The 19,850-nt window shown below is 68.6% G+C and carries 21 protein-coding genes; 5 read left to right on the top strand and 16 right to left on the bottom strand.

Translation table 11 applies throughout. From position 1 onward, the window contains the following. From G6N56_RS08740 to G6N56_RS08755, 4 genes are all read right to left on the bottom strand, one after another. Positions 1–1,626 carry an AMP-binding protein gene (locus G6N56_RS08740; RefSeq protein ID WP_142280508.1) on the bottom strand — a complete coding sequence of 542 codons (1,626 nt, stop codon included), beginning with the start codon at positions 1,624–1,626 and terminating at the stop codon, positions 1–3. A gap of 28 nt (positions 1,627–1,654) precedes the next feature. Next, positions 1,655–2,089, bottom strand: a complete 435-nt coding sequence (locus tag G6N56_RS08745) for a VOC family protein (RefSeq protein ID WP_142280507.1) — start codon at positions 2,087–2,089, stop codon at positions 1,655–1,657. After that, on the bottom strand, positions 2,086–3,339 hold the full coding sequence (locus G6N56_RS08750; protein WP_085254880.1) for an FAS1-like dehydratase domain-containing protein: 1,254 nt from the start codon (positions 3,337–3,339) through the stop codon (positions 2,086–2,088). The genes G6N56_RS08745 and G6N56_RS08750 overlap by 4 nt, the downstream gene beginning before the upstream one ends. A 70-nt stretch (positions 3,340–3,409) precedes the next feature. Then, positions 3,410–4,180: an SDR family NAD(P)-dependent oxidoreductase gene (locus G6N56_RS08755; protein WP_085254879.1), complete on the bottom strand. Its 771-nt coding sequence runs from the start codon at positions 4,178–4,180 to the stop codon at positions 3,410–3,412. Positions 4,181–4,533: 353 nt separating this feature from the next. Here G6N56_RS08755 and G6N56_RS08760 point away from each other — a divergent pair, with 353 nt between their 5' ends. Together G6N56_RS08760 and G6N56_RS08765 are read left to right on the top strand one after the other, a co-directional pair. Beyond that, on the top strand, positions 4,534–5,226 hold the full coding sequence (locus G6N56_RS08760) for an O-methyltransferase (protein WP_085254878.1): 693 nt from the start codon (positions 4,534–4,536) through the stop codon (positions 5,224–5,226). A gap of 47 nt (positions 5,227–5,273) precedes the next feature. Continuing rightward, complete coding sequence (locus G6N56_RS08765; protein WP_085254979.1) at positions 5,274–6,020, top strand: alpha/beta fold hydrolase; 747 nt, start codon at positions 5,274–5,276, stop codon at positions 6,018–6,020. Between the two features lie 17 nt (positions 6,021–6,037). Here the strand turns inward: G6N56_RS08765 and G6N56_RS08770 are convergent, their stop codons facing one another. The 3 genes from G6N56_RS08770 to G6N56_RS08780 all read right to left on the bottom strand — a co-directional run bounded on the left by G6N56_RS08770 (position 6,038) and on the right by G6N56_RS08780 (position 7,619). Beyond that, the gene (locus G6N56_RS08770) at positions 6,038–6,418 is read right to left on the bottom strand and encodes a DUF4189 domain-containing protein (RefSeq protein WP_085254877.1); all 381 of its coding nucleotides are present in this window, start codon (positions 6,416–6,418) and stop codon (positions 6,038–6,040) included. Between the two features lie 128 nt (positions 6,419–6,546). After that, positions 6,547–6,795 (bottom strand): hypothetical protein, encoded by a 249-nt coding sequence (locus tag G6N56_RS08775; protein WP_085254876.1) that lies wholly within the window; start codon positions 6,793–6,795, stop codon positions 6,547–6,549. A gap of 116 nt (positions 6,796–6,911) precedes the next feature. Next, positions 6,912–7,619 carry a carboxymuconolactone decarboxylase family protein gene (locus tag G6N56_RS08780; RefSeq protein ID WP_085254875.1) on the bottom strand — a complete coding sequence of 236 codons (708 nt, stop codon included), beginning with the start codon at positions 7,617–7,619 and terminating at the stop codon, positions 6,912–6,914. Positions 7,620–7,779: 160 nt separating this feature from the next. On the opposite strand from G6N56_RS08780, the gene G6N56_RS08785 reads away from it, so the two are divergent. Beyond that, the gene (locus G6N56_RS08785; protein WP_085254874.1) at positions 7,780–8,550 is read left to right on the top strand and encodes an enoyl-CoA hydratase; all 771 of its coding nucleotides are present in this window, start codon (positions 7,780–7,782) and stop codon (positions 8,548–8,550) included. Here G6N56_RS08785 and G6N56_RS08790 read toward each other — a convergent pair. The 8 genes from G6N56_RS08790 to G6N56_RS08825 all read right to left on the bottom strand — a co-directional run bounded on the left by G6N56_RS08790 (position 8,547) and on the right by G6N56_RS08825 (position 16,730). Further along, positions 8,547–9,431, bottom strand: a complete 885-nt coding sequence (locus G6N56_RS08790; protein WP_085254873.1) for a bile acid:sodium symporter family protein — start codon at positions 9,429–9,431, stop codon at positions 8,547–8,549. The two genes, G6N56_RS08785 and G6N56_RS08790, sit on opposite strands and share 4 nt — an antisense overlap. A gap of 283 nt (positions 9,432–9,714) precedes the next feature. Further along, complete coding sequence (locus G6N56_RS08795) at positions 9,715–10,527, bottom strand: HpcH/HpaI aldolase/citrate lyase family protein (protein WP_085254872.1); 813 nt, start codon at positions 10,525–10,527, stop codon at positions 9,715–9,717. Then, entirely contained in the window at positions 10,524–11,021 is a 498-nt protein-coding gene (locus G6N56_RS08800) for a MaoC family dehydratase (protein ID WP_085254871.1), read from the bottom strand. The genes G6N56_RS08795 and G6N56_RS08800 overlap by 4 nt, the downstream gene beginning before the upstream one ends. Before the next feature lie 52 nt (positions 11,022–11,073). Next, positions 11,074–12,240: an acyl-CoA dehydrogenase family protein gene (locus tag G6N56_RS08805; RefSeq protein ID WP_085254870.1), complete on the bottom strand. Its 1,167-nt coding sequence runs from the start codon at positions 12,238–12,240 to the stop codon at positions 11,074–11,076. Continuing rightward, positions 12,237–14,228 (bottom strand): acetyl-CoA carboxylase biotin carboxylase subunit, encoded by a 1,992-nt coding sequence (locus G6N56_RS08810; protein ID WP_085254978.1) that lies wholly within the window; start codon positions 14,226–14,228, stop codon positions 12,237–12,239. The genes G6N56_RS08805 and G6N56_RS08810 overlap by 4 nt, the downstream gene beginning before the upstream one ends. Positions 14,229–14,233: 5 nt before the next feature. Continuing rightward, a complete protein-coding gene (locus G6N56_RS08815) occupies positions 14,234–15,805 on the bottom strand; it encodes a carboxyl transferase domain-containing protein (protein WP_085254977.1) in 1,572 nt (523 codons plus the stop codon). 11 nt (positions 15,806–15,816) lie between these two features. After that, positions 15,817–16,272 carry a CoA-transferase gene (locus tag G6N56_RS08820; protein ID WP_085254869.1) on the bottom strand — a complete coding sequence of 152 codons (456 nt, stop codon included), beginning with the start codon at positions 16,270–16,272 and terminating at the stop codon, positions 15,817–15,819. Continuing rightward, on the bottom strand, positions 16,269–16,730 hold the full coding sequence (locus tag G6N56_RS08825) for a CoA-transferase (RefSeq protein ID WP_085254868.1): 462 nt from the start codon (positions 16,728–16,730) through the stop codon (positions 16,269–16,271). The genes G6N56_RS08820 and G6N56_RS08825 overlap by 4 nt, the downstream gene beginning before the upstream one ends. 145 nt (positions 16,731–16,875) lie before the next feature. Here G6N56_RS08825 and G6N56_RS08830 point away from each other — a divergent pair, with 145 nt between their 5' ends. Both G6N56_RS08830 and G6N56_RS08835 read left to right on the top strand, forming a co-directional pair. After that, positions 16,876–17,532 (top strand): SACE_7040 family transcriptional regulator, encoded by a 657-nt coding sequence (locus G6N56_RS08830; protein ID WP_085254867.1) that lies wholly within the window; start codon positions 16,876–16,878, stop codon positions 17,530–17,532. Positions 17,533–17,599: 67 nt separating this feature from the next. Continuing rightward, positions 17,600–18,397 (top strand): MmpS family transport accessory protein, encoded by a 798-nt coding sequence (locus G6N56_RS08835; protein WP_085254976.1) that lies wholly within the window; start codon positions 17,600–17,602, stop codon positions 18,395–18,397. 3 nt (positions 18,398–18,400) lie between these two features. On the opposite strand, the gene G6N56_RS08840 is transcribed toward G6N56_RS08835, so the two are convergent. Further along, positions 18,401–19,726, bottom strand: a complete 1,326-nt coding sequence (locus tag G6N56_RS08840) for an MFS transporter (protein ID WP_085254866.1) — start codon at positions 19,724–19,726, stop codon at positions 18,401–18,403. Between the last annotated feature and the right edge of the window lie 124 nt (positions 19,727–19,850).

The following is a 19,850-nucleotide window of genomic DNA, read 5'->3' on the forward strand; positions in this document are numbered from 1 at the left end:
TTAGCTGGCTGCCGACGACGCCTGGCTGACGCCCGGTGAGGCGGTCGGTAACCCCTCGATGCCCCGCCGGGTCACCCGTATCCCCTGTTGTTCTCGATCCCATGTCCGGGCGCTGTTGCCCTGATCGCGCAGCACGTTCTTTGTGACCCGCATGGTCGCTGTCTTCGGTAAAACGGCGATGGATTCGAAGTACCGCGGCACCATGTAATGGGGCATGTTCGCGTGGCAGAAGCGCAGCAGCTCGCAGAAGTCCGGCTGCCCCCCGGTCGAAACCACGAAGACCTTGACATCGTCCTCGGCGCCGCCATCCGAGGGATAGGCCACGCAGGCAGCTTCCCGGATACCGGGATACCGGAGGACGACGCGTTCGACCTCGTACGCCGAGATCATTTCCCCGCGACGCCGTAGAGCATCTTTGACCCTGTCGACGAAGAAGAAAGATCCGTACTCATTCCTGCGCATCACGTCACCGGTGTGAAACCATCCGTTGCGCCACGCCTTGGCGGTCGCCTCAGGATCGCCGAAGTAGCCGGGGGAGATAACCCACGGCGTGTGGGTCCTGATCATGAGTTCACCCGGGCTGCCCACCGGCACCTCGACATCGTTCTCATCGACCAACCGTGCTTCGTACCCCGAATAGGGCTGCCCCACATACCCGGGCTGGTCCGAGCCCGGGACGCCGCAGGCACCCCGCATCACCGAGGGCGCCTCCGACATCCCAAACGTTGTCCAGATGTTCGCGATGCCGAAGCGGTCCTTGAACGCCTGAGGATCGCCGGGCAGCGGGGACATCAGCACCGTACGCAGACGGTGTTCGCGTTCGGCAGGCCGGCGCTCGGCGTTGATCAGAAACGTCACCATCGTGCTCAACAGGATCGCGGCGGTTGCCCCGACGTCGCGCGCGATCTCCCAATACCGGTCAAGGGCGGGCCGGTCTCGAATTGCGAGGCCGCTGCGGGTCAACAATGAGCCGCCGATGTAGCAGAGCGCCGCCATATGGAACATCGGGAGGTCGATGAGAAACACGTCGGTTCTGCCAAGCCCTTCGCGCTCATAGAATGCACCCGCGCCGGTCGCGAAGTACATGTACGTGACAGTGACCAGCTTCGACGGACCCGTCGTCCCCGATGTCATGATCAACGCGACGCTGTCCCAGGGCTCGATCGGCCGCTGCAACCCGGGCGCGGTGCGGTCAAACCCCCCAAGCTCGCCCGCATCAAGCACCACGCGTGGTGCCCGCGGTTGCTCCTGGATCAGCGTCCGGCGCTCGGCATCCACGACGATGGCCGAAAGATCAGCCAGCTCGAGCACACGCTCGAGCATGGTGCCGCGGAAGACCGGATTTATGGGGACGATCGTCGCCCCGAGAACACACAGTCCCCACCAGGCACGGATGAATGATTCGCCATTGGGCAGGAACACGCCCACCCGGTCCCCTTGCCGCACCCCGGCGGTGTGGAGCTGATTGGCGGATGCGTAGGCCGCCCCCAGGCAACCAAGCCGGCTCCATTCCGTCCCGTTCTCGAACGCCACGCACTTGTCGTCGGGTGCCTCTGCCGCGTTGCGTTCGAGCAGATAACGAATGACGGTCTCCTCGCGGGGCGGCATCGATTCCGTTGTTGTCACTTCGATCTCCACGGCAGGTGCGTGTCCTTCACTGCGTCGGCCAAATGAGAGCGCCGCTGTCGTCGAACGAGGCGCCCGGAAGGACCGCGACCTCCCAGACGTTGCGCTCAGGGTCGGCGAAGTAGCCCGTCCTCACGCCCCAATTCCGTTGGGTCAGTTCGCTCAGCCGCGTTCCGCCGGCCGCCACTGCCGCCGACAGAATTGATCGCGCCATGTCGTCGTCTTCAGCGACGATGGCGTTGACCGTGCCGCGGAATCCGTTTTCGCTGAGCGGCAAACCGACCACCTCCAGAAGGACGTCGAGAGGAAAGAGCATCAAAGATGCGCCGGCAAGGTCCATCCGGGAGAAGGCGCCGCGCCGGGGCCTGGGTCGCCAACCCAGCGACTCGTAGAATCCGCGCATCGTGTCGATGTCCCGAACGCCGAGAACCACCACGTTGAGCCGTGCGGGTACTCCGGTCACGAGAGGTCCGTCGCGCGCGCCCACACCGGCTCGGCGTCAGGTCCCGGCAGCGTTACCACCGCCGTCGCCGCCGAGAGCGGTTCCCCGTCGAACGTCTTCGCGTCGATGGCGATAGTGACCTGGCGCTCGTCCGCCTCGGTCTTGGACACGACGCGGCCTGCGATCAATGCCGTCTCGGTGAGAAACATCGGACGCAGAAACCACGCATCGAGCGAATTGATCCACGCGTGATCGCCCATCCAGTCGGTCACCAGATGGGCGAGCCAACTGACCCGCTGGGAGCCGACGTCGAATCCATAAGGCATGCCCAGGATCCGGGCCATCTCGGGGTGCCAATGCATCTCCTCGGGGAGCAACCAGATGCCAGTCTCGGGATCCACTTTGACCGACTCGCCGAATCGACTCGCGAAGTTGTACAGCACCCGGTCCGTGAGGTTGAAGAACGCGGCGAATCCGGCGAAGAAAGCGCTGTAACTCAGAATCGTCATGGGTCCTTTGACCAGGCCCGGTAATTCATCACCGGGCTCCACGTCCTCCCACCGACGAGGCGTCGCACCGCGGCGCCGCCGGGCTTCTTGAGCATAGAGGTTGCCGATGTGTTCCATCTCGGCCGCCGAATACTTACGCGGCCTGAAACATCCGTACTTGCCGAGGTGCGGGTCGATCGCTTCCGGCTCCACCCGTGCCGCGTGCTCGATCAAGTCACCCAGGATCTCGCCGGTCCGGGCGTCCGCACACTGATGATGTTCGATCTGAAATACCGTCCTGCCGCCCGGGTTCGGATTGTAGGAGGCCATTGCCGCCACTGCGCGGTCCAGGTCAGCGCGGCGCTCTGTGCAGTCTCCCTCCACCCTGGCCGACGGGTCGACCACGCCGCAGCGGGTACTGGACGCTCGCAGCGTGTCACCGGGTTTGATGGGACGGTTGAAGCGAAACTGGCAACCGGCGTACAGGGCCTGCATGCCGGGCATGCCGCCGCCAGAACTCTTGGCTTTCGAGTCGCTCGGGAAAAACATCGGCGTCATGAACGCTGTCCATAAGAAGGTGGGCGGCGCAAGTACCGATCCCACCGACTCGTTCGCATATCTCTTACTGAGCCACAAGGGATTATCATCGCCTATGCCCAGTGCGAAGTGCCGGATCGCGTCCGCGGTGACCTCGTTCCAGTGAGCTCGGGCCGGCCGCTCACGGTCGATTTCCTGGCGGGCCTTGACGATCATCTCGTCGGTGAATGTCGCCTTGCCTGACAATCCGTCTCCTTAGGTACGCGTCGGGTTGCCGTCATGAGCCGATGCCGGCAACTGTCAGATCGTTCGTCTGCTATTCGCGGAAGGTCAGACCACCGTCGACTCCCCACACCTGCCCGGTGACGTAACCGCTGTCGTCGGACAGGAGAAAGGCGATCGTCGCCGCGACGTCGTCGGGATCGCCCAATCTCGGAGTGCTGATCTGAGCGAGTTTTTCCTCGACGAACGAGTCATCGAGCAGGTCGAGCGCAGCGGAACTCAGCACCAGGCCGGGTGCCACCGCATTGACGCGGACGCCCTGCTTGCCAAACTTGCACGCAGCGTGCCGGACCAAAGCGTTCAGCCCGGCCTTCGATGCGGCGTAGGCCGGGCGCGTGGGTTCCGCGCACGATGTCACGGCCGACGATGTCAGCACGATGGAGCCCCCGCCGGCCTTCAGGAGATGGGGGATGCATTCGCGGATCAACACCGCATTGCCGACGAGGTTGACCGTCAAAGTTCGCATCCAGACGTCAGTACTCATTCTGCCCACATGGGAATCAGCGCCGAGCGCGTCGGGCCCCAGGTCCGCGGCATTGCCCAGCAGTCCGTCGAGACGCCCGTAATGTGACGCCACACGATCGACAAGTGCACTGATCGAAGCTTCGTCGGCTTGGTCATACTCGACCGCGAGCGCGGTGCCCCCCTGTCCGTCGATCTCGTCGGCGACGCACTGGGCGTTGGCCAAAGACACATCGCCGACGGCCACAAGGCCACCCGCGGCGCCGACCCGTCTGGCGGTCGCCGCTCCGATGCCGGAGCCGGCCCCCGCAAGGAGGAACACCCTGCCCCGCAAACCCTTCACCGCATGGCCTCCTGAAGCCCAAAACAATTGCACCACAACCGCACTCACCAAGGCGTTGACCGCGCCGGCTTATCTTCAGGTGCGGCGGGCGGCCTTCGGTGCCACCGACGTTAACTAACGGTGTCTGATTAGGCAAGCATTGCATCGACGGGCTGCCCACGTGCTGCTTGGCGTCACCGACCTCCCCAGCCGCCTTCTGCCCCCTCTTTCCTCGCCCGGGTCGCCGCGGCCGGAGGCCCAGTCGGCGCCCATATCGTCGACAGGGCTTCCCTTCGCCGTCGCCTCCCCTTGTGCTTCCCCGCACCCGACGGTACGGTCGTTTAGGTTAGGCAACCCTAACTTTGGAGGAAGAAATGGACACCCTCACGTCTCCGCTGGTCACCGAGGTGCTGGAGCGGTTGTTCGACGAGGCACAGCTGGCCGACGGGGCACTCAAGGCGCGGTTCAGCCAAGAACGGGAAGGACGGAGCGTGGCGATCGCCGAACTACTCGCGCAGGAGGCCGCGGACTACAAGGGCCTGTATCGCGGCTACGCGTCGAACTTCCTGAACGTCTCGGCCGAGTTCGGCCGCTTCCTCTACATCTGCGCGCGCGCCCGGCAGGCGAAACGCGTGGTGGAGTTTGGGACGTCGTTCGGCATCTCCACCATCTATCTCGCGGTGGCCCTGCGCGACGGTGGCGGCGGGGAACTCATCGGAACCGAACTCGAGCCGAGCAAGGCCCAGCGCGCGCGGCAGAATCTCAGCGCCGCCGGGCTCGCCGACATCGTCGAGATCCGCGTCGGGGACGCGCTCGACACGCTCCGGGGCGGAGTAGGCGGCCCCGTGGACCTCGTCTTGCTCGACGGGGCGTTCAGTCTGTACCTGCCGGTCCTCAAGCTCCTCGAGCCCCAGCTGAGTCCGGGAGCCCTGGTGATCGGGGAGAACGCCGTCGACGAGTCGGGCCCCTATCTCGAGTATGTGCGCAACCCCGACAACGGCTACCGCACCATGAGCCTGCCTTTCAACCCGGGCCGCGGTAACGAATTGTCCGTCCGCACTGCGTGATCCGACGAGTCTGTCCGCGGCCGCTCCGTCGTGCCAGGATGTCGGTCATGACGATCGTTCTGGTGCACGGCAATCCCGAGACGGACGCGATCTGGGGCCCGCTGGTAAACGCCCTGGGGCGCGACGACGTGACACTGCTCTCACCACCGGGTTTCGGCGCGAAGCTCCCCGAGGGGTTTCCGGCGACCTATCTCGCCTACCGCGACTGGCTGGAAGGGCAGCTGGAGGACCTGGACCAGCCGATCGATCTGGTCGGGCACGACTGGGGCGGCGGCCACGTCATGAACGTCGTGATGCATCGGCCGGAGCTGGTGCGCAGCTGGGCCAGTGACATCGTCGGGGTGTTCGACCCCGAATACGTCTGGCATGACCTGGCGCAGGTGTGGCAAACGCCGGATGCGGGCGAGCAGCTGGTGGACGCCATGATGGGCGGGACGGTCGAGGACCGCGCGACCCAGCTCACCGGATTCGGCATTCCGATGGAGATCGCGACCGCGATCGCCGCGGCCCAGGGCCCGGAGATGGGCCGCGCGATCCTGTCGCTCTATCGCTCCGCGCGCCAACCCGCCATCGCCGAGGCCGGCCGCGACCTGCAGAACGCCGCGGCCCGGCCGGGCCTTTCGCTGCTGGCCACTGAGGACACCTACGTCGGTTCCCACGAACTCCGCCGCCGGGCGGCGCACCGGGCCGGCGCCCGCACCGAGGTGCTGGAGGGACTAGGACACTGGTGGATGGTCGAGGACCCCGCCCGGGGCGCCGCGGCGCTCACCGCCTTCTGGGACACACTCGGGTAGGCGAGTACGCCGCCGGTTCACGAGTTCCCGGGATCGCCCAGACAGTGGGTGTGGTCCTTCTGGACCGTGCCACCCCGGGAATTGGCTACCGCCGCGGCCTCGGCGTCCCCGCGCGTCGGGCCCCAGCCGCCGAAGTATCGGGTGTTCGCGGGCGGCACGGCGATGGCCACGCAACCGCCCTGCCCGCTGGCCAAGAGGCGACAATCGCTGACCGTCTTGCGGCACTCCTTCATCACCGTCTGCTGGGCGTCGTTCTGGCTCGTTCCCGAGAACGTGTACTTGAGCTGCCCGGTCGAGTCCGAAATCGCCAGCGCAATCCACGGGTCATCGGCGTGCGCGATCGGCGCCGCGGCTAATGCCGCACCGAAGGCGATCGCGACCGCTGCTCGTCTCTTCATGGGCTACCCCGGCCCTCCCTCCTGCGCTGCTCCGTTGTGGGCAGGTAAACGCGAAGGAACACATTGTCGCCCGTCGCCGCCTCCCGCGCGACACAGCAAACGATGTGCGGCCTAATGCGGCCCGTACGCTAGGCGGCCGGCGCGTGGTGCCACACCATCCGATGCCCGCCCGCTGCGGGGTTGCACCACATGGTGTGCCCGCTGGCGTCCCGTGTGGTCGCGTTGCGCACCGTGCACGGCTGGCCCGCCGCCGGCGCGGTGGCCTGCGCCACGCCGATCCCGAGGACGACGAGGACGGCGGTGGGGACGACGACCAGCACCAACCTCAGGTAGCCGATCTTTCTGTGGGTCCTCTTGCTCGCTGCCGCGGCGGTCATCGGGGCGCTCCTAGTGTCGATGTCGGTGAACTGACTCGAGCATCGGCAGAGGGGCTTAGCGGATCCTCAAGAGATTCTTGGGGTGTCGTCGGGCAAAGCCGGGGCGCGGCGGCCGGTCAGCCTTTGAACGCGTTGACGCCCATCACCAGCGCCGCGGTGCCGCCGAACAGATAGCCGACCTCGACCGCCTCGGTGATCTCGGCTTCCGATGCGCCGGCGCCGCGGGCGTTGTCGGCGAGCCCCTTGACGCCGTCCGGGTGGGCGGCGATCGCGTCGGTGACCATCCCGATGAGCAGCTTGTACTTCGACGGGATGGCCCCGTCGCTCAGGATGCGTTGGCGCATCGGCAGGTAGGACTCGACGAATTGCGGATCGCGCTGCTCGATCGCCCCGAGCCACGGCGGCCGGGGCGGGCCGTCCTGGGTAGGGCCGCCGCAACCGGCCGCCGGGGCCGGAGCGACGTCGGCGCACGGGTCGGCGGTGCCCGGCGGCGCGCTTTCGACGATCGCGACGATGGCGATCAGCAACGCGCAGCAGGCGGCCGCCGCCGCCCGCACCCCGCCGAGGCGGGTGGGCCGTCGGCCCCGGGGAGCGCGCGGCCGCCCGAGCGTGCGCCTCACGTGCAGCGCCTCGGCGATCTCGGCGTCCGAGGCGCCCGCGGCGCGCGCCTCGTCGGCGAACGCGCCGACACCGTCCGCGGACGCGGCGGCCATCGCCATCAGTAGCTTGTACTTGGCCGGAATGACGCCGCGTTCCCGGATCGGCACGTCTCGGGCGGCGGTTCGTTCGGAGGCTTCGGGCCGGGAGCGGGATGGTCTCGTCATGCGCGAACCCTACGTCCGGGATTCCCTGCCGTGCAAGACGAAAACCCTTGCGCCACTTAGCTAAAACGCAGCATGGACGCCGGCTCTCCAACCGGTGCTACCGGACACGTAGCGTTAGGTGGGTCCCACCCCGAGCACGCAGCTAACCCGGAGGTGCCCGATGGCCGAAACCGACCCCGTCCTGTATGCGGTCGAAAACCGCGTCGCGCTGATCACCGTCAACGACCCGGATCGGCGCAACGCGGTGACGGCGGAGATCTCGGCCCGGCTGCGCGCCGCCGTCGAGCGGGCCGAGGACGACACCGGCGTGCACGCCGTGGTGGTCACGGGGGCGGGCAAGGCGTTCTGCGCCGGCGCCGATCTGGCCGCCCTCGGCGCCGCGGGCGGCGGGGCCGCCGAGACGGGGTTGCAACAGCTCTACGACGGATTCATGGCCGTGGGCGGCTGCCGGCTGCCCACCATCGCCGCGGTCAACGGCGCGGCCGTCGGCGCGGGACTCAACCTTGCGCTGGCCGCGGACGTGCGCATCGCCGGTCCGGCCGCGCTGTTCGACGCCCGGTTCCAGAAGCTCGGGCTGCATCCCGGCGGCGGCGCCACCTGGATGCTGCAGCGGGCGGTGGGCCCGCAGGTGGCTCGCGCGGCCCTGCTGTTCGGGATGCGTTTCGACGCCGAGACCGCCGTGCGGCACGGCCTGGCGCTCAGCATCGCCGACGACCCCGTCGCCGCGGCGCTGGAACTCGCCGCCGGTCCCGCCGCGGCCCCGCGCGATGTGGTCCTGGCCACCAAGGCCACCATGCGCGCCACCGCGACGCCCGGGTCGCTGGACAACGAACAGCATGAGCGCTCGATGCGCACGGAGCTGGGCCCGCAGGCCCACTCCATCCAGTCCCCCGAATTTGCCAGTCGACTGGCCGCGGCGCAGCGCCGCTAAGCGGCGGCCTCGTTGCGGGCGACGGCGCGATACGCGGGGTCCAGGCGCCGGGCGGCGAAGACGAATGTCAGGGCGACAAGGGGCGCGACGGCGCCGTAGACGGCGGCCGGCGTCGCCATCTCGACGCTGTTCAGCAGCTGGGGACTCAGCGCCACGCCCATGGCCACCACGGCGTTGTGCATCCCGATCTCCAGGCTGATCGCGACGGACTGGCGCGGCGCCAGACGCATCCAGCGGGGCACCAGGTAGCCGACGCTGAGGCTCGCGGCGCAGAACGCCACGACGGCCCCGACCAGGATGCCGAAGTTGTTCCACACCGTCGTCTTTCCGCCGGCGATTGCCGCCAGGATCGCGAGCACCAGGAGCGCCACCGCGGCTATTCGGACCGGCCTCTGCAGCCGCCTGGCCAGCTCGGGGAATCGGTGGCGCAGGGCGACGCCGACCGCCGTGGGCACCAGCACGAGCCCGAACACCGCCAGGAACTTGTCCAGCTGCACCGGAAGGAACCGTCCCTCGCCGAAAAACCAGGTCAGCGATATCGCCAGAATCGCGGGCAGGGCGAAGATGGACAGGACGGCGTTGATCGCGGTCAGCGTCAGGTTCAGGGCCAGGTCCCCGTTGAACAGATGGCTCAGGATGTTGGCCATCGTCCCGCCCGGCGTGGCGGCCATCAGCATCAGCCCGACCGCCAGCGTCGGCGGAAGGTGGAAGGCTTCGGCGATCAGCAGACACAGGATCGGCAGGATCAACACCTGGCAGATCAACGCGACCAGCAGGGGTCGCCGCAGCGTGGCGGCCCGCTTGAAGTCGTCGAGGGTGAGCGTCAACCCGAGGGCGAGCATGATGACCACAACGACCAGCGGGAAGTACCGGTTGTCCATGACGCTCCAGGATGTTGATGCGCGGACGGCGACAGTGCCGCGAATAGTTAGCCCGCCTTACAGGTAAGCAACGTACTGGAAGACCGCCGGTGCGCAACGCCAGCCACGTCGCGCGGCCCAGTGCCCGGCGCCGAGGCGGGAAATCACGATGAGCGGATTGCGTTGGCTAGCCCGAACTGCGTTCGCGACACATAAACCACGCACACGACACGCCGGCAAACGTCGCAGCAGTTTATGTCTCGGGAGAGTCCCCGCACGTCTCGCGCCCGTCGACGCGCCCCGGTCAGCCCTCCCCGGCCCGCCGCAGCATCATCTCGGCGTGCTTGAGCACCGGCGAATCGACCATCTGCCCTTCGAAGGCGAACACGCCGCGCTCGCTCTTCGCCGCGGCCAACACCCGTCGCGCCCAGCCCAGCTTCTCCCCACTGGGGCGGTAGGCCTCGCGCACCACCGACACCTGCGAGGGATGGATGCATACGGTGCCGCCGAAGCCGACCGCCACCGCGTCGTCGGCCTCGGCCCGCAGGCCGTCGATGTCGCGGATATCCAAATGGACGGCGTCGAGCGCGAGCCGGCCGAACGCGGACGCCGCGAGCAGGACCGTCGACCGCACGTGGCGGGCGACGTCCCGGTAGGTGCCGTCGGCCCGCCGGCTGGAACTGCCGCCGAGCGTGGCCACCAGGTCCTCGGCGCCCCACATCATCGCCACGGTGCCGTCGGCCGCGGCGATTTCGGTGGCGAACACCGCGCCCTGCGGCGTTTCGACGAGCGCGACGACGTCGCGCGGCGCGAGCGCCCTCACCTGCTGCGCCGCCTCGGTCTTCGACAGCATCACCGTCGTGTACGCGGTATGTGCCAGCGCCTCCAGGTCGCGCGCCTGCTGCTCGCTGTCGGCGGCGTTGATCCGCACGACCGTGTGCTCCGGGTCCAGCGGCGTCTGCCGCAGCGCGTCGCGGGCGGCGGGCTTATCCGCCGGCGCCACACCGTCTTCCAGGTCGAGGATCACCACGTCGGCGGCGGCCGCGGCCTTGGCGAAACGTTCCGGGCGGTCGGCCGGGCAGAACAGCCAAGCCGGCCCGGCGGCGCGCAGATTCATCGGGGCTCCTCGCCGGCGGGTCGCTTCTGCACCAACGTGGTGCGCACCGCGCGCGCGATGACGTCGCCGTGCTGGTTGCGCCCGATGTGTTCGAGGGTGACGATGCCCTCCCCCGGCCGGCTTTTCGACTCGCGTTTGCCGGTGCACACGGTTTCGGCGTAGAGGGTGTCGCCGTGGAAGACCGGCTTGGGGAAAGACACCTCGGAGAAGCCGAGATTGGCGACGATCGTGCCGAGGGTCAGCTGTGACACCGACAGCCCGACCAGCGTGGAGAGGGTGAACATCGAATTCACCAGCCGCTCGCCGCGAAATCCCGGCTGTTCGGCCGCCCACGCCGCATCGAGGTGCAGCGACTGGGTGTTCATGGTCAGCGTGGTGAACAACACGTTGTCGGCCTCGGTGATCGTGCGACCCGGCCGGTGCAGGTACCTGGTGCCGATCTCGAACTCTTCGAACCACAAGCCCCGCTGGACGATCGACTTCTCGTTACTCATGCGCGCCACCCCTTGATCCCGGCTGCGCCGGCATCATCGTGGTTGTCGCGGCTCACCGCAGCCCCAGCGATCGCGCGATGAGCATCAGCTGCACCTCGGTGGTGCCCTCGCCGATCTCGAGGATCTTGCTGTCGCGGTAGTGACGCGCCACCGGGTATTCGTTCATGAAGCCGTATCCGCCGTGGATCTGAGTGGCGTCGCGGGCGTTGTCCATCGCCGCCTCGGACGCGATCATCTTGGCGATCGCCGCCTCCTTCTTGAAGGGCTTGCCGGCCAACATCTTTGCTGCCGCGTCGTAGTAGGCCGTGCGGGCCACGTGCGCCCGCGCCTCCATCCGGGCGATCTTGAAGCTGATCGCCTGGTACGAGCCGATCGGCTGGCCGAACGACTGGCGTTCCTGGGCGTACTTGACACTTTCGTCGACGCAGCCCTGCGCGGCCCCGGTGGCCAGCGCGGCGATCGCGATGCGGCCCTCGTCGAGGATGGACAGGAAGTTCGCGTAACCCGTCCCCCGCGCGCCCAGCAGGTTCTCCTCCGGGACGCGCGCGTCGTCGAAGCTCAGCGGGTGGGTGTCCGACGCGTTCCAGCCGACCTTGTTGTAGAACGGCTCGACGGTGAATCCCGGTGTGCCGCTGGGCACGATGATGGTCGAGATCTCCTTCTTGCCGTCGGCGACCGCCCCGGTCACGGCGGTGACCGTCACCAGCGACGTGATATCGGTGCCCGAGTTGGTGATGAATTGCTTACTGCCGTTGATCACCCACTCGCCGTTGTCGAGCCGGGCAGCGGTCCGGGTGGCGCCGGCGTCGGATCCGGCGCCCGGCTCCGTCAGCCCGAACCCGGCGAGCGCCCGCCCGGCCGTCAGGTCGGGCAGCCACTTTTGCTTCTGCTCGTCGTTGCCGAATCGGTAGATCGGCATCGCGCCGAGGCTGACCCCGGCCTCCAGGGTGATGGCCACCGACTGGTCGACCTTGCCGAGTTCCTCGAGCGCCAGCGACAGCGCGAAGTAGTCACCGCCCATGCCGCCGTACTCCTCGGGGAACGGCAGGCCGAACAGGCCCATCTCGCCCATCTTGGCGACGACCTCATACGGGAAGCTGTGTTCCTCATCGTGTTTGGCGGACACGGGCGCGACCACGGTGCGCGCGAACTCGGCCACCGTGTCCCGAAGATCCTCGTATTCCTTGGGCAGTGCCCCGGCCGTGATGGATGTCGTCATGCTCCCTGATCCCTTGCAGTTGACTCGGGGACAAGCCGCGCCAACACCTGGTCGACTTTGACTTGGTCTCCGACGGACACCAGAACCTCAACCTGCCCGGCAACCGGCGCGGCCAGCGAGTGTTCCATCTTCATCGCCTCCACGACCACCACCACGTCGCCCTCGGCGACCTCGGCCCCGTCGGCGACCTGGACGGCGATGACGCTGCCGGGCATCGGGCTGACGATCTCGGCCTGCCGCTCGCCCGAGGCGCGATGAATCTTGTGCTCCTCGGCCTCGCGCAGGTGCCACGTGCCCCGCTCGTCGGTGATCCACAGGTGCCGGTCGGCCTCGGCGCAACGGTATTCGCGGCGCAGCCCGTCCAGCGTCACGCTCATCCGGCCGCCGGCCACTTCCACGCTGGCGGAACGGGTTTCACCGTCGCCGAGCCGCACCCGCGCGGCCTCGGGCAGTCCCCACACCGACACGGTCTCGGCCCGCTGCGGGCTGTTCATCTCGGTGCGGACCGGTGCCGCGGCACCGCCGACCCGCCATCCGGTGGGCACGGACCAGGGGTCACCGTGGGCCCTGGACGCCAGGGCCCATTGCCGGTAGAGGCCGCCGGCGGCGAGCACGTCGTCGGGTGCCGCCAGCGGCGCGAAGCCCGCCAGCCGCTCGTCGAGCAGCGCGGTGTCCAGGTCGCCGGCCCGCACCCGCTCGTCGGCCAGCAGGAAGCGCAGGAACTCGATGTTGGTCTGCACACCGAGGACCGCGGTCTGAGCCAGCGCCGCATCGAGTTTCGCGAGGGCTTCGTCGCGGTCGTGGCCGTGCGCGATGACCTTGCTGAGCATCGGATCGTAGTCGCTGCCGACGACCGTGCCGGCCAGCAGCGACGAGTCGACCCGGACGCCATCCCCGCTCGGCTCGACCACCCGCAGCACCCGGCCCCCGGTGGGCAGGAAGCCGCGCGCCGGATCCTCCGCATATACCCGCGCTTCGATGGCGTGCCCGCGCAATTCGATGTCGTCCTGGGCGAACCCAAGCTTCTCGCCGGCGGCCACCCGCAGCTGCCATTCGACCAGGTCGAGCCCGGTGACCGCTTCGGTGACCGGATGTTCCACCTGCAGGCGGGTGTTCATCTCCATGAAGAAGAACTCGTCCGGGCGGTCGGCGGAGACGATGAATTCCACCGTGCCGGCACCGACGTAGTCGACGCTGCGCGCGGTGTTGCGGGCCGCCGCCCCGATCCGCGCGCGGGTCTGAGGATCGAGCAGCGGCGACGGCGCCTCCTCGATGACCTTCTGGTGGCGGCGCTGCAGGCTGCACTCACGCTCGCCCAGGTGTACCACAGTGCCGTGGGTGTCGGCGAGCACTTGGACCTCGATGTGCCTGGGCCGCAACACGAACCGCTCCAGAAACAGGGTGTCGTCGCCGAAGGCCGACGCGGCCTCCCGGCGGGCGCCGACCAGTGCCTCGCGCAATCGGGCCGGGTCTTCCACCAGCCGCATGCCCTTGCCACCACCGCCCGCCGACGGCTTGACCAGCAGGGGGTAGCCGACCTCGTCGGCCGCCGCCACGAGATCGTCGTCGCTGAGCCCCGGCTTGGCCACACCGGGCACCACCGGCACGTCGAAGGCGGCGACGGCGGTCTTGGCGGTGATCTTGTCGCCCATCACCTCGATCGCCCGCGCCGGTGGCCCGAGGAAGACCACGCCGGCGCGTTCACAGGCGGCCGCGAAAGCCGCGTTCTCCGAGAGGAACCCATACCCCGGATGGATCGCCTGGGCTCCGGTGCGGGCGGCCGCGTCGAGCACCTTGTCGATGGCGAGGTAGCTTTCCCGCGCGGCGGCGGGCCCCAGTAGGACAGCCTCGTCGGCCTCGATCACATGCCGCGCTCCGGCGTCGGGATCGCTGTAGACGGCGACCGACCGAATGTTCAGCCGGCGCAGGGTGCGGATGACGCGCACCGCGATCTCGCCGCGGTTGGCCACTAATACGGTGTCGAACATCAGCCTCACATCCGGAAGACGCCGTAGGAGACCGGCTCCAGCGGCGCTTGCGCACACACCGAGAGAGCCAGGCCGACAACAGTTCTGGTATCGGCGGGGTCGATGATGCCGTCGTCCCAGAGGCGGGCGGTCGAGTAGTACGGGTTACCCTGCTCCTCGTACTGCGCACGGATGGGCGCCTTGAACGCCTCCTCGTCGTCGGCCGACCACGGCTTGCCCGCCGCGCCGAGCTGCTCGCCGCGCACGGTCGCCAGCACCGACGCGGCCTGTTCGCCGCCCATCACGGATATCCGCGCGTTCGGCCACATCCACAGGAACCGTGGCGAATACGCCCGCCCGCACATCGAATAATTGCCCGCACCATAGGATCCGCCGATCACGACGGTGAGCTTGGGCACCCGGGCGCAGGCCACGGCGGTCACCATCTTGGCGCCGTGCTTGGCGATGCCGCCGGCCTCGTAGTCGCGGCCGACCATGAACCCGGCGATGTTCTGCAGGAACAGCAGCGGGATCCGGCGCTTGTCGCAGAGCTCGATGAAATGCGCCCCTTTCAGGGCGGATTCGCTGAACAGCACGCCGTTGTTGGCCACGATGCCGACCGGGTGGCCGTGGATGTGCGCGAACGCGGTCACCAGGGTCTTGCCGTAGTTGGCCTTGAACTCGCTGAATTCGCCGCCGTCGACCAGCCGCAGGATCACCTCGTGCACGTCGTAGGGCACCCGCGGGTCCGGCGGCACGACATCGTAGAGTTCGACTTGGGAATGCTTGGACTCCAACGCCGTCCGCACCTCCCACGGGGCCGGCCCCCGCGGGGCGAAGGTGGCTGCGATGGAGCGGACGATCCGCAGCGCGTGCTCGTCGTCCTCGGCGAGATGGTCGGTGACGCCGGAAACGCGCGAATGCAGGTCACCCCCGCCCAGCTCCTCGGCCGAGACGACCTCGCCGGTGGCCGCCTTGACCAACGGGGGACCCCCCAGAAAGATCGTGCCCTGCTCACGGACGATGACGGCCTCGTCGCTCATCGCCGGCACGTAGGCGCCGCCCGCCGTGCACGACCCCAGCACCGCCGCCACCTGCGGAATTCCCTTGGCGCTCATGGTGGCCTGGTTGTAGAAGATCCGCCCGAAGTGCTCGCGGTCGGGAAACACCTCGTCCTGCCGCGGCAGGAAGGCGCCGCCGGAGTCGACGAGATAGATGCACGGCAGCCGGTTCTGCAACGCGATCTCCTGGGCGCGCAGGTGCTTCTTGACCGTCATCGGGTAATAGGTGCCCCCCTTGACCGTCGCGTCGTTGGCGACGATCACGCACTCCCGACCCGACACCCTGCCGATCCCGGTAATGATCCCCGCGCCCGGCGACTCGTCGCCGTACATCCCGTCGGCGGCCAGCGGAGACAGCTCCAGGAAGGGACTGCCCGGGTCGAGCAGGCGGTCGACTCGTTCCCGCGGCAGCAGCTTGCCCCGGCCGACGTGGCGTTCCCGCGCGCGTTCGTTGCCACCCAGCGCCGCCGCGGCAAGCTTGGCGTTCAGCTCGTCCACCAACCGGCGGTGCTCGTCGGCGAACGATGGCGCCGTCATCACGGACGTGTTCACGCATGCCTCCCGTCAGTCGCCACCAGCAGGGGCGGTTCTGTTTTTGCCCGCACCTCATCGACACCGACGCCCGGCGCGGTCTCGACCAGGCGCAGACCCTCGTCGCACACGTCGATGACGGCGAGGTCGGTAATGATGCGGTGCACGCAGCCCACGCCCGCCAGCGGAAGGGTGCATCGGGCAACGACTTTGGGGCTGCCGTCCCGGGCCGTGTGCGCCATCGTCGCGATCACCCTGAGGGCGCCGTGCACCAGTTCCATCGCACCGCCCATGCCCTTGACCATCCTGCCCGGGACCATCCAGTTGGCCAGGTCGCCGGCGGCCGAGATTCTGACGCCGGCGGGCAGGTAGTTGGGGATGAGCGTGGGCATACCGATACCGAGGTTGACGTACTGGCCGTCGCTGAACTCGGCGGCCACGCGCGCCGCCAGGCCCTCACGCGTCCACGTCATCGGGCGACCGTCACCTTCTCGAGCGGTTTCACCGGGTCGGGCACGTGCACGATCCGGTGCACGAAGATGCCCGGGGTGTGCACCGCGGCGGGGTCGATCTCGCCGGGCTCGACGAGGTGGTCGACCTCGGTGATTGTAATCCTCCCGGCCCGCGCGCAGTCCGGGTTGAAGTTGGCCGCGGACGCGTTCGCCGACAGAAACTGGCGGGCGAATTCTTTGTTGTCGGCGGCGTAGGAGGCGACCCGGCGGATTCGCTTGTGCTCCAACAGGTGGACCAGCCCGACACCGTTTCCGCCGCGGTTGTCGGAGACCGTCTCCAGGTCGCCGACGCCCGTGGCGACCAGTGCCGCGATCGACGGCTCGGGGATGCCGCAGAAGCCGAATCCCCCGACCGCCAAGGACGAACCGTCAGTGATGTCGGCGACCGCCTCGGCGGCCGTCGCCACGACCTTGTCCATCGCCGCAGCAGCCTCCTTGCCGTCGGGGCGGTCTACAATTCAGTTAATGCTGATTAACTCGTGCGACAATACCACCGTCCGCGCGGCCGCGTCCACAACGGCCGCAGCTGGTCGACGACGATGCTAAGTTAGTGACGATTAACCGATGACGACACCCGCCGCGGAGAGCCCGCCCGCTCCCACAGAGGCCCCCAACCGCCGGAGCCGGCTGAAGTCCGACCGGCGCCTGCAACTGCTGTCCGCCGCCGAGCGGCTGTTCGCCGAACGCGGCTTCCTGGCCGTGCGACTCGAAGACATCGGCGCGGCCGCCGGGGTCAGCGGACCGGCCATCTACCGCCACTTCCCCAACAAGGAGTCGCTGCTGGTGGAATTACTGGTCGGCATCAGCACCCGGCTGCTCGCCGGGGCCCGCGAGGTGCGCGACCGCAATGCGGACGCCGCCGCCGCCCTGGACGGCCTCATCGACTTCCACCTCGACTTCGCGCTCGGAGAGCCCGACCTCATCCGCATTCAGGACCGCGACCTGGCGTACCTGCCCGAGGCGGCCGAGAAGCAGGTGCGCAAAGCGCAGCGCCAATACGTCGAGGTCTGGGTGAATGTGCTGCGCGAGCTCAACCCCGACCTCGCCGAGGCCGACGCCCGGCTCTCGGCGCACGCGGCATTCGGCCTGCTGAACTCCACACCGCACAGCCTCAAGTCCCCCGACCAGGGGCGCAGCAAACCCGCTCGGGCGGCGCGTTCACGCGCCGTCATGCGTGCGATGACCGTCGCCGCGTTGAGCGCCGGGAACCAGTGCCCTTGAAACCCGGGGCTTCGCGCGCCGCCGCCCAGGCGTGTCGCACGGGTACCCTGCAACCCATGAGGTGGACATGAACGATCCACGTCGACCCGAACGGTTAACTACCCCTCTCGCGGGGTCGGGGCCGACCGGGCCGCAGGGTCCCTGGTACCCGCCGATCGCTGACCCGGCGTACGCCGACCAAGCGCCCTACGCGCCCACATACAGCGGGTACTACACCCCGCAGTGGCCCGGCGCCAACGACACCAAGCAGTTGCCCGCGTACTGGCAACAGCAGGATGCTCCTCCCCCGGGTGTGCCGGCGCCCGAAGATCCGGCTCCCGCGCCGCCAGGGGGCCCGAAGCCCCCCCGCTGGGTGTGGATCCTCGCGGGCGTGGGCCTTTTCCTGGTGGTCGCGTTGGTCATCGCGCTGGCGCTGGCGAACGACGCCATCAGGAAGCAGACCGCGGTGCCGCCGTTGCCCCCCATGCCCGCGCCGAGCTCGGAGTTCCCGACGCCGCCCCCCTCGATCCGCACCACGCCGCCGTCGCGCACCCACCTGCCGACGCCGACGCCGACGCCGAGCGAATCGCAGACGCCCACCCAATCCACTGTTCCCGGCGCCATGCAAGACGTCGTCTACACCGTCAACGGCGACGGCCGCGCCATCAGCATCATGTACATCGGCAGCGGCGACGTGGTGCAGACCGAGTTCAACGTCGCGTTGCCGTGGAGCAAAGAAGTCAGCCTGGCCAAATCGGCCATTCACCCGGCGAACGTCACGATCGTGAACTTCGGACGTAACGTCACCTGTTCGGTCACCATCGGCGGCGTTCAGGTCAGCCAGCGCGTGGGGGTCGGCCTCACGATCTGCGACGCTCGGGGGTAGGCCCTACGACGGTTCCGCCGCCGCGACCCGCGCCGGAACGCGGACCATCAACATCCCCAGCAGGCCGGCGACCAGCACCAACGAGATGCCGCCCAAACCGGCGCGCACGGCTCCGAAGGCGTCGACAAACACGGAGAACAGCCACGGCGCCACGAAGGCCACCGCCCGCCCGGTCATGGTGTACAGGCCAAAGGCGACACCCTCCCTACCATGGTTGGCCATCTGCAACAGCAGCGCGCGTGCCGACGACTGCGACGGCCCGATGAACAGGGCGAGCAGCAACCCGCACGCCCAGAAGGCCACCGAGCCCGAAAGCGTCATCAGGGTGAGCCCCGCGGCGATGATCGCGATCAATGACCCCACGATCACCGGTTTGGACCCGATCCGGTGGTCGACGAACCCGCCCAGCACCGCTCCCACGGCGGCCACCACGCTGGCGACCACACCGAAGATCAGCACGTCGGCCTGTGAAATGTCGTACACGTTGACGCCCAGCACGGCGCCGAACGCGAAGATCGCCGCCAGCCCGTCGCGGAAGAGCGCGCTGGCGATGAGGAAATACACCAGGTTGCGGTCGCGGCGCCATTCCGCCACGACTTCGGTCCACAGCTTGCGGTAGCCGCCCAGCAGGCCGGTCGGCTGATACGCCTCGTCCGACGTGAGCAACCGGTTCGCGACCACCAGCAACGGCAGCGCCAGCACCGCGAACCAGGCCGCCGCCAGGAGCATCGCCTCCCGGACGTAGAGCCCGTCCCGGGCGGGCACCCCGAGCAGCCCACGCACCGGTCCACTGCCGGAGATGAAGCCCGTGTAGATCAGCAGCAGGAGGAAGACGCTGCCCAGGTAACCGGCGGCCCAGCCCAGCCCCGAGATGCGGCCCGCGGTCTGCGGCGTCGAAAGCTCGCGCAGCATCGCGTTATACGGCACGCTGGCCAGGTCGCTACACGCCGCCGTCGCCGCGAGCAGCACCAGCCCGGCGGCCAGGTAGCCGGGCCGATCGTGGATGAAAAACATCCCGCAGGTCAGTGTCACCCCGAGGGCGGTCAGCACGCTCAGGACCACCCGCCTGCGGTGCGGCGACTCCACCCAGACGCCGACGAGCGGCGCCAGCAGCGCGACGGTCAGCCCCGCGATCGCCGCCGCGCGCCCAAGCCAACTCGCCGGTGAGGTGCCGCCAGACAGGCCCGCCCCGACGCTGCTGGTCAGGTAGACGGAGAAGACGAACGTCGCAACGATGGCGTTCAGACCGGTGGAGCCGCAGTCCCAGAGCGCCCACGCCACGATGCGAGACGGCACCGGCGTGACCGAACGCGATTGTGGCTGGCCCATGTTCGCACTGTATTTGTTTGGCGGGCGACCCGCTTCGCCCGGCTCCGCCGCCCTCGCGATCACCCGCGGATTTGATTGGCGGGCGACCCGCTTCGCCCGGCTCCGCCGCCCTCGCGATCACCCG

The sequence above is a fragment of the Mycobacterium saskatchewanense genome, from assembly GCF_010729105.1.
GTDB lineage: Bacteria > Actinomycetota > Actinomycetes > Mycobacteriales > Mycobacteriaceae > Mycobacterium > Mycobacterium saskatchewanense.

Coding starts and splice junctions, on each gene's coding strand:
- G6N56_RS08760 (WP_085254878.1), top strand. CDS start 4,534: ATGGACACCCTCACGTCTCCGCTGGTCACCGAGGTGCTGGAGCGGTTG.
- G6N56_RS08765 (WP_085254979.1), top strand. CDS start 5,274: ATGACGATCGTTCTGGTGCACGGCAATCCCGAGACGGACGCGATCTGG.
- G6N56_RS08770 (WP_085254877.1), bottom strand. CDS start 6,418: ATGAAGAGACGAGCAGCGGTCGCGATCGCCTTCGGTGCGGCATTAGCC.
- G6N56_RS08775 (WP_085254876.1), bottom strand. CDS start 6,795: ATGACCGCCGCGGCAGCGAGCAAGAGGACCCACAGAAAGATCGGCTAC.
- G6N56_RS08780 (WP_085254875.1), bottom strand. CDS start 7,619: ATGACGAGACCATCCCGCTCCCGGCCCGAAGCCTCCGAACGAACCGCC.
- G6N56_RS08785 (WP_085254874.1), top strand. CDS start 7,780: ATGGCCGAAACCGACCCCGTCCTGTATGCGGTCGAAAACCGCGTCGCG.
- G6N56_RS08790 (WP_085254873.1), bottom strand. CDS start 9,431: ATGGACAACCGGTACTTCCCGCTGGTCGTTGTGGTCATCATGCTCGCC.
- G6N56_RS08795 (WP_085254872.1), bottom strand. CDS start 10,527: ATGAATCTGCGCGCCGCCGGGCCGGCTTGGCTGTTCTGCCCGGCCGAC.
- G6N56_RS08800 (WP_085254871.1), bottom strand. CDS start 11,021: ATGAGTAACGAGAAGTCGATCGTCCAGCGGGGCTTGTGGTTCGAAGAG.
- G6N56_RS08805 (WP_085254870.1), bottom strand. CDS start 12,240: ATGACGACATCCATCACGGCCGGGGCACTGCCCAAGGAATACGAGGAT.
- G6N56_RS08810 (WP_085254978.1), bottom strand. CDS start 14,228: ATGTTCGACACCGTATTAGTGGCCAACCGCGGCGAGATCGCGGTGCGC.
- G6N56_RS08815 (WP_085254977.1), bottom strand. CDS start 15,805: ATGACGGCGCCATCGTTCGCCGACGAGCACCGCCGGTTGGTGGACGAG.
- G6N56_RS08820 (WP_085254869.1), bottom strand. CDS start 16,272: ATGACGTGGACGCGTGAGGGCCTGGCGGCGCGCGTGGCCGCCGAGTTC.
- G6N56_RS08825 (WP_085254868.1), bottom strand. CDS start 16,730: ATGGACAAGGTCGTGGCGACGGCCGCCGAGGCGGTCGCCGACATCACT.
- G6N56_RS08830 (WP_085254867.1), top strand. CDS start 16,876: ATGACGACACCCGCCGCGGAGAGCCCGCCCGCTCCCACAGAGGCCCCC.
- G6N56_RS08835 (WP_085254976.1), top strand. CDS start 17,600: ATGAACGATCCACGTCGACCCGAACGGTTAACTACCCCTCTCGCGGGG.
- G6N56_RS08840 (WP_085254866.1), bottom strand. CDS start 19,726: ATGGGCCAGCCACAATCGCGTTCGGTCACGCCGGTGCCGTCTCGCATC.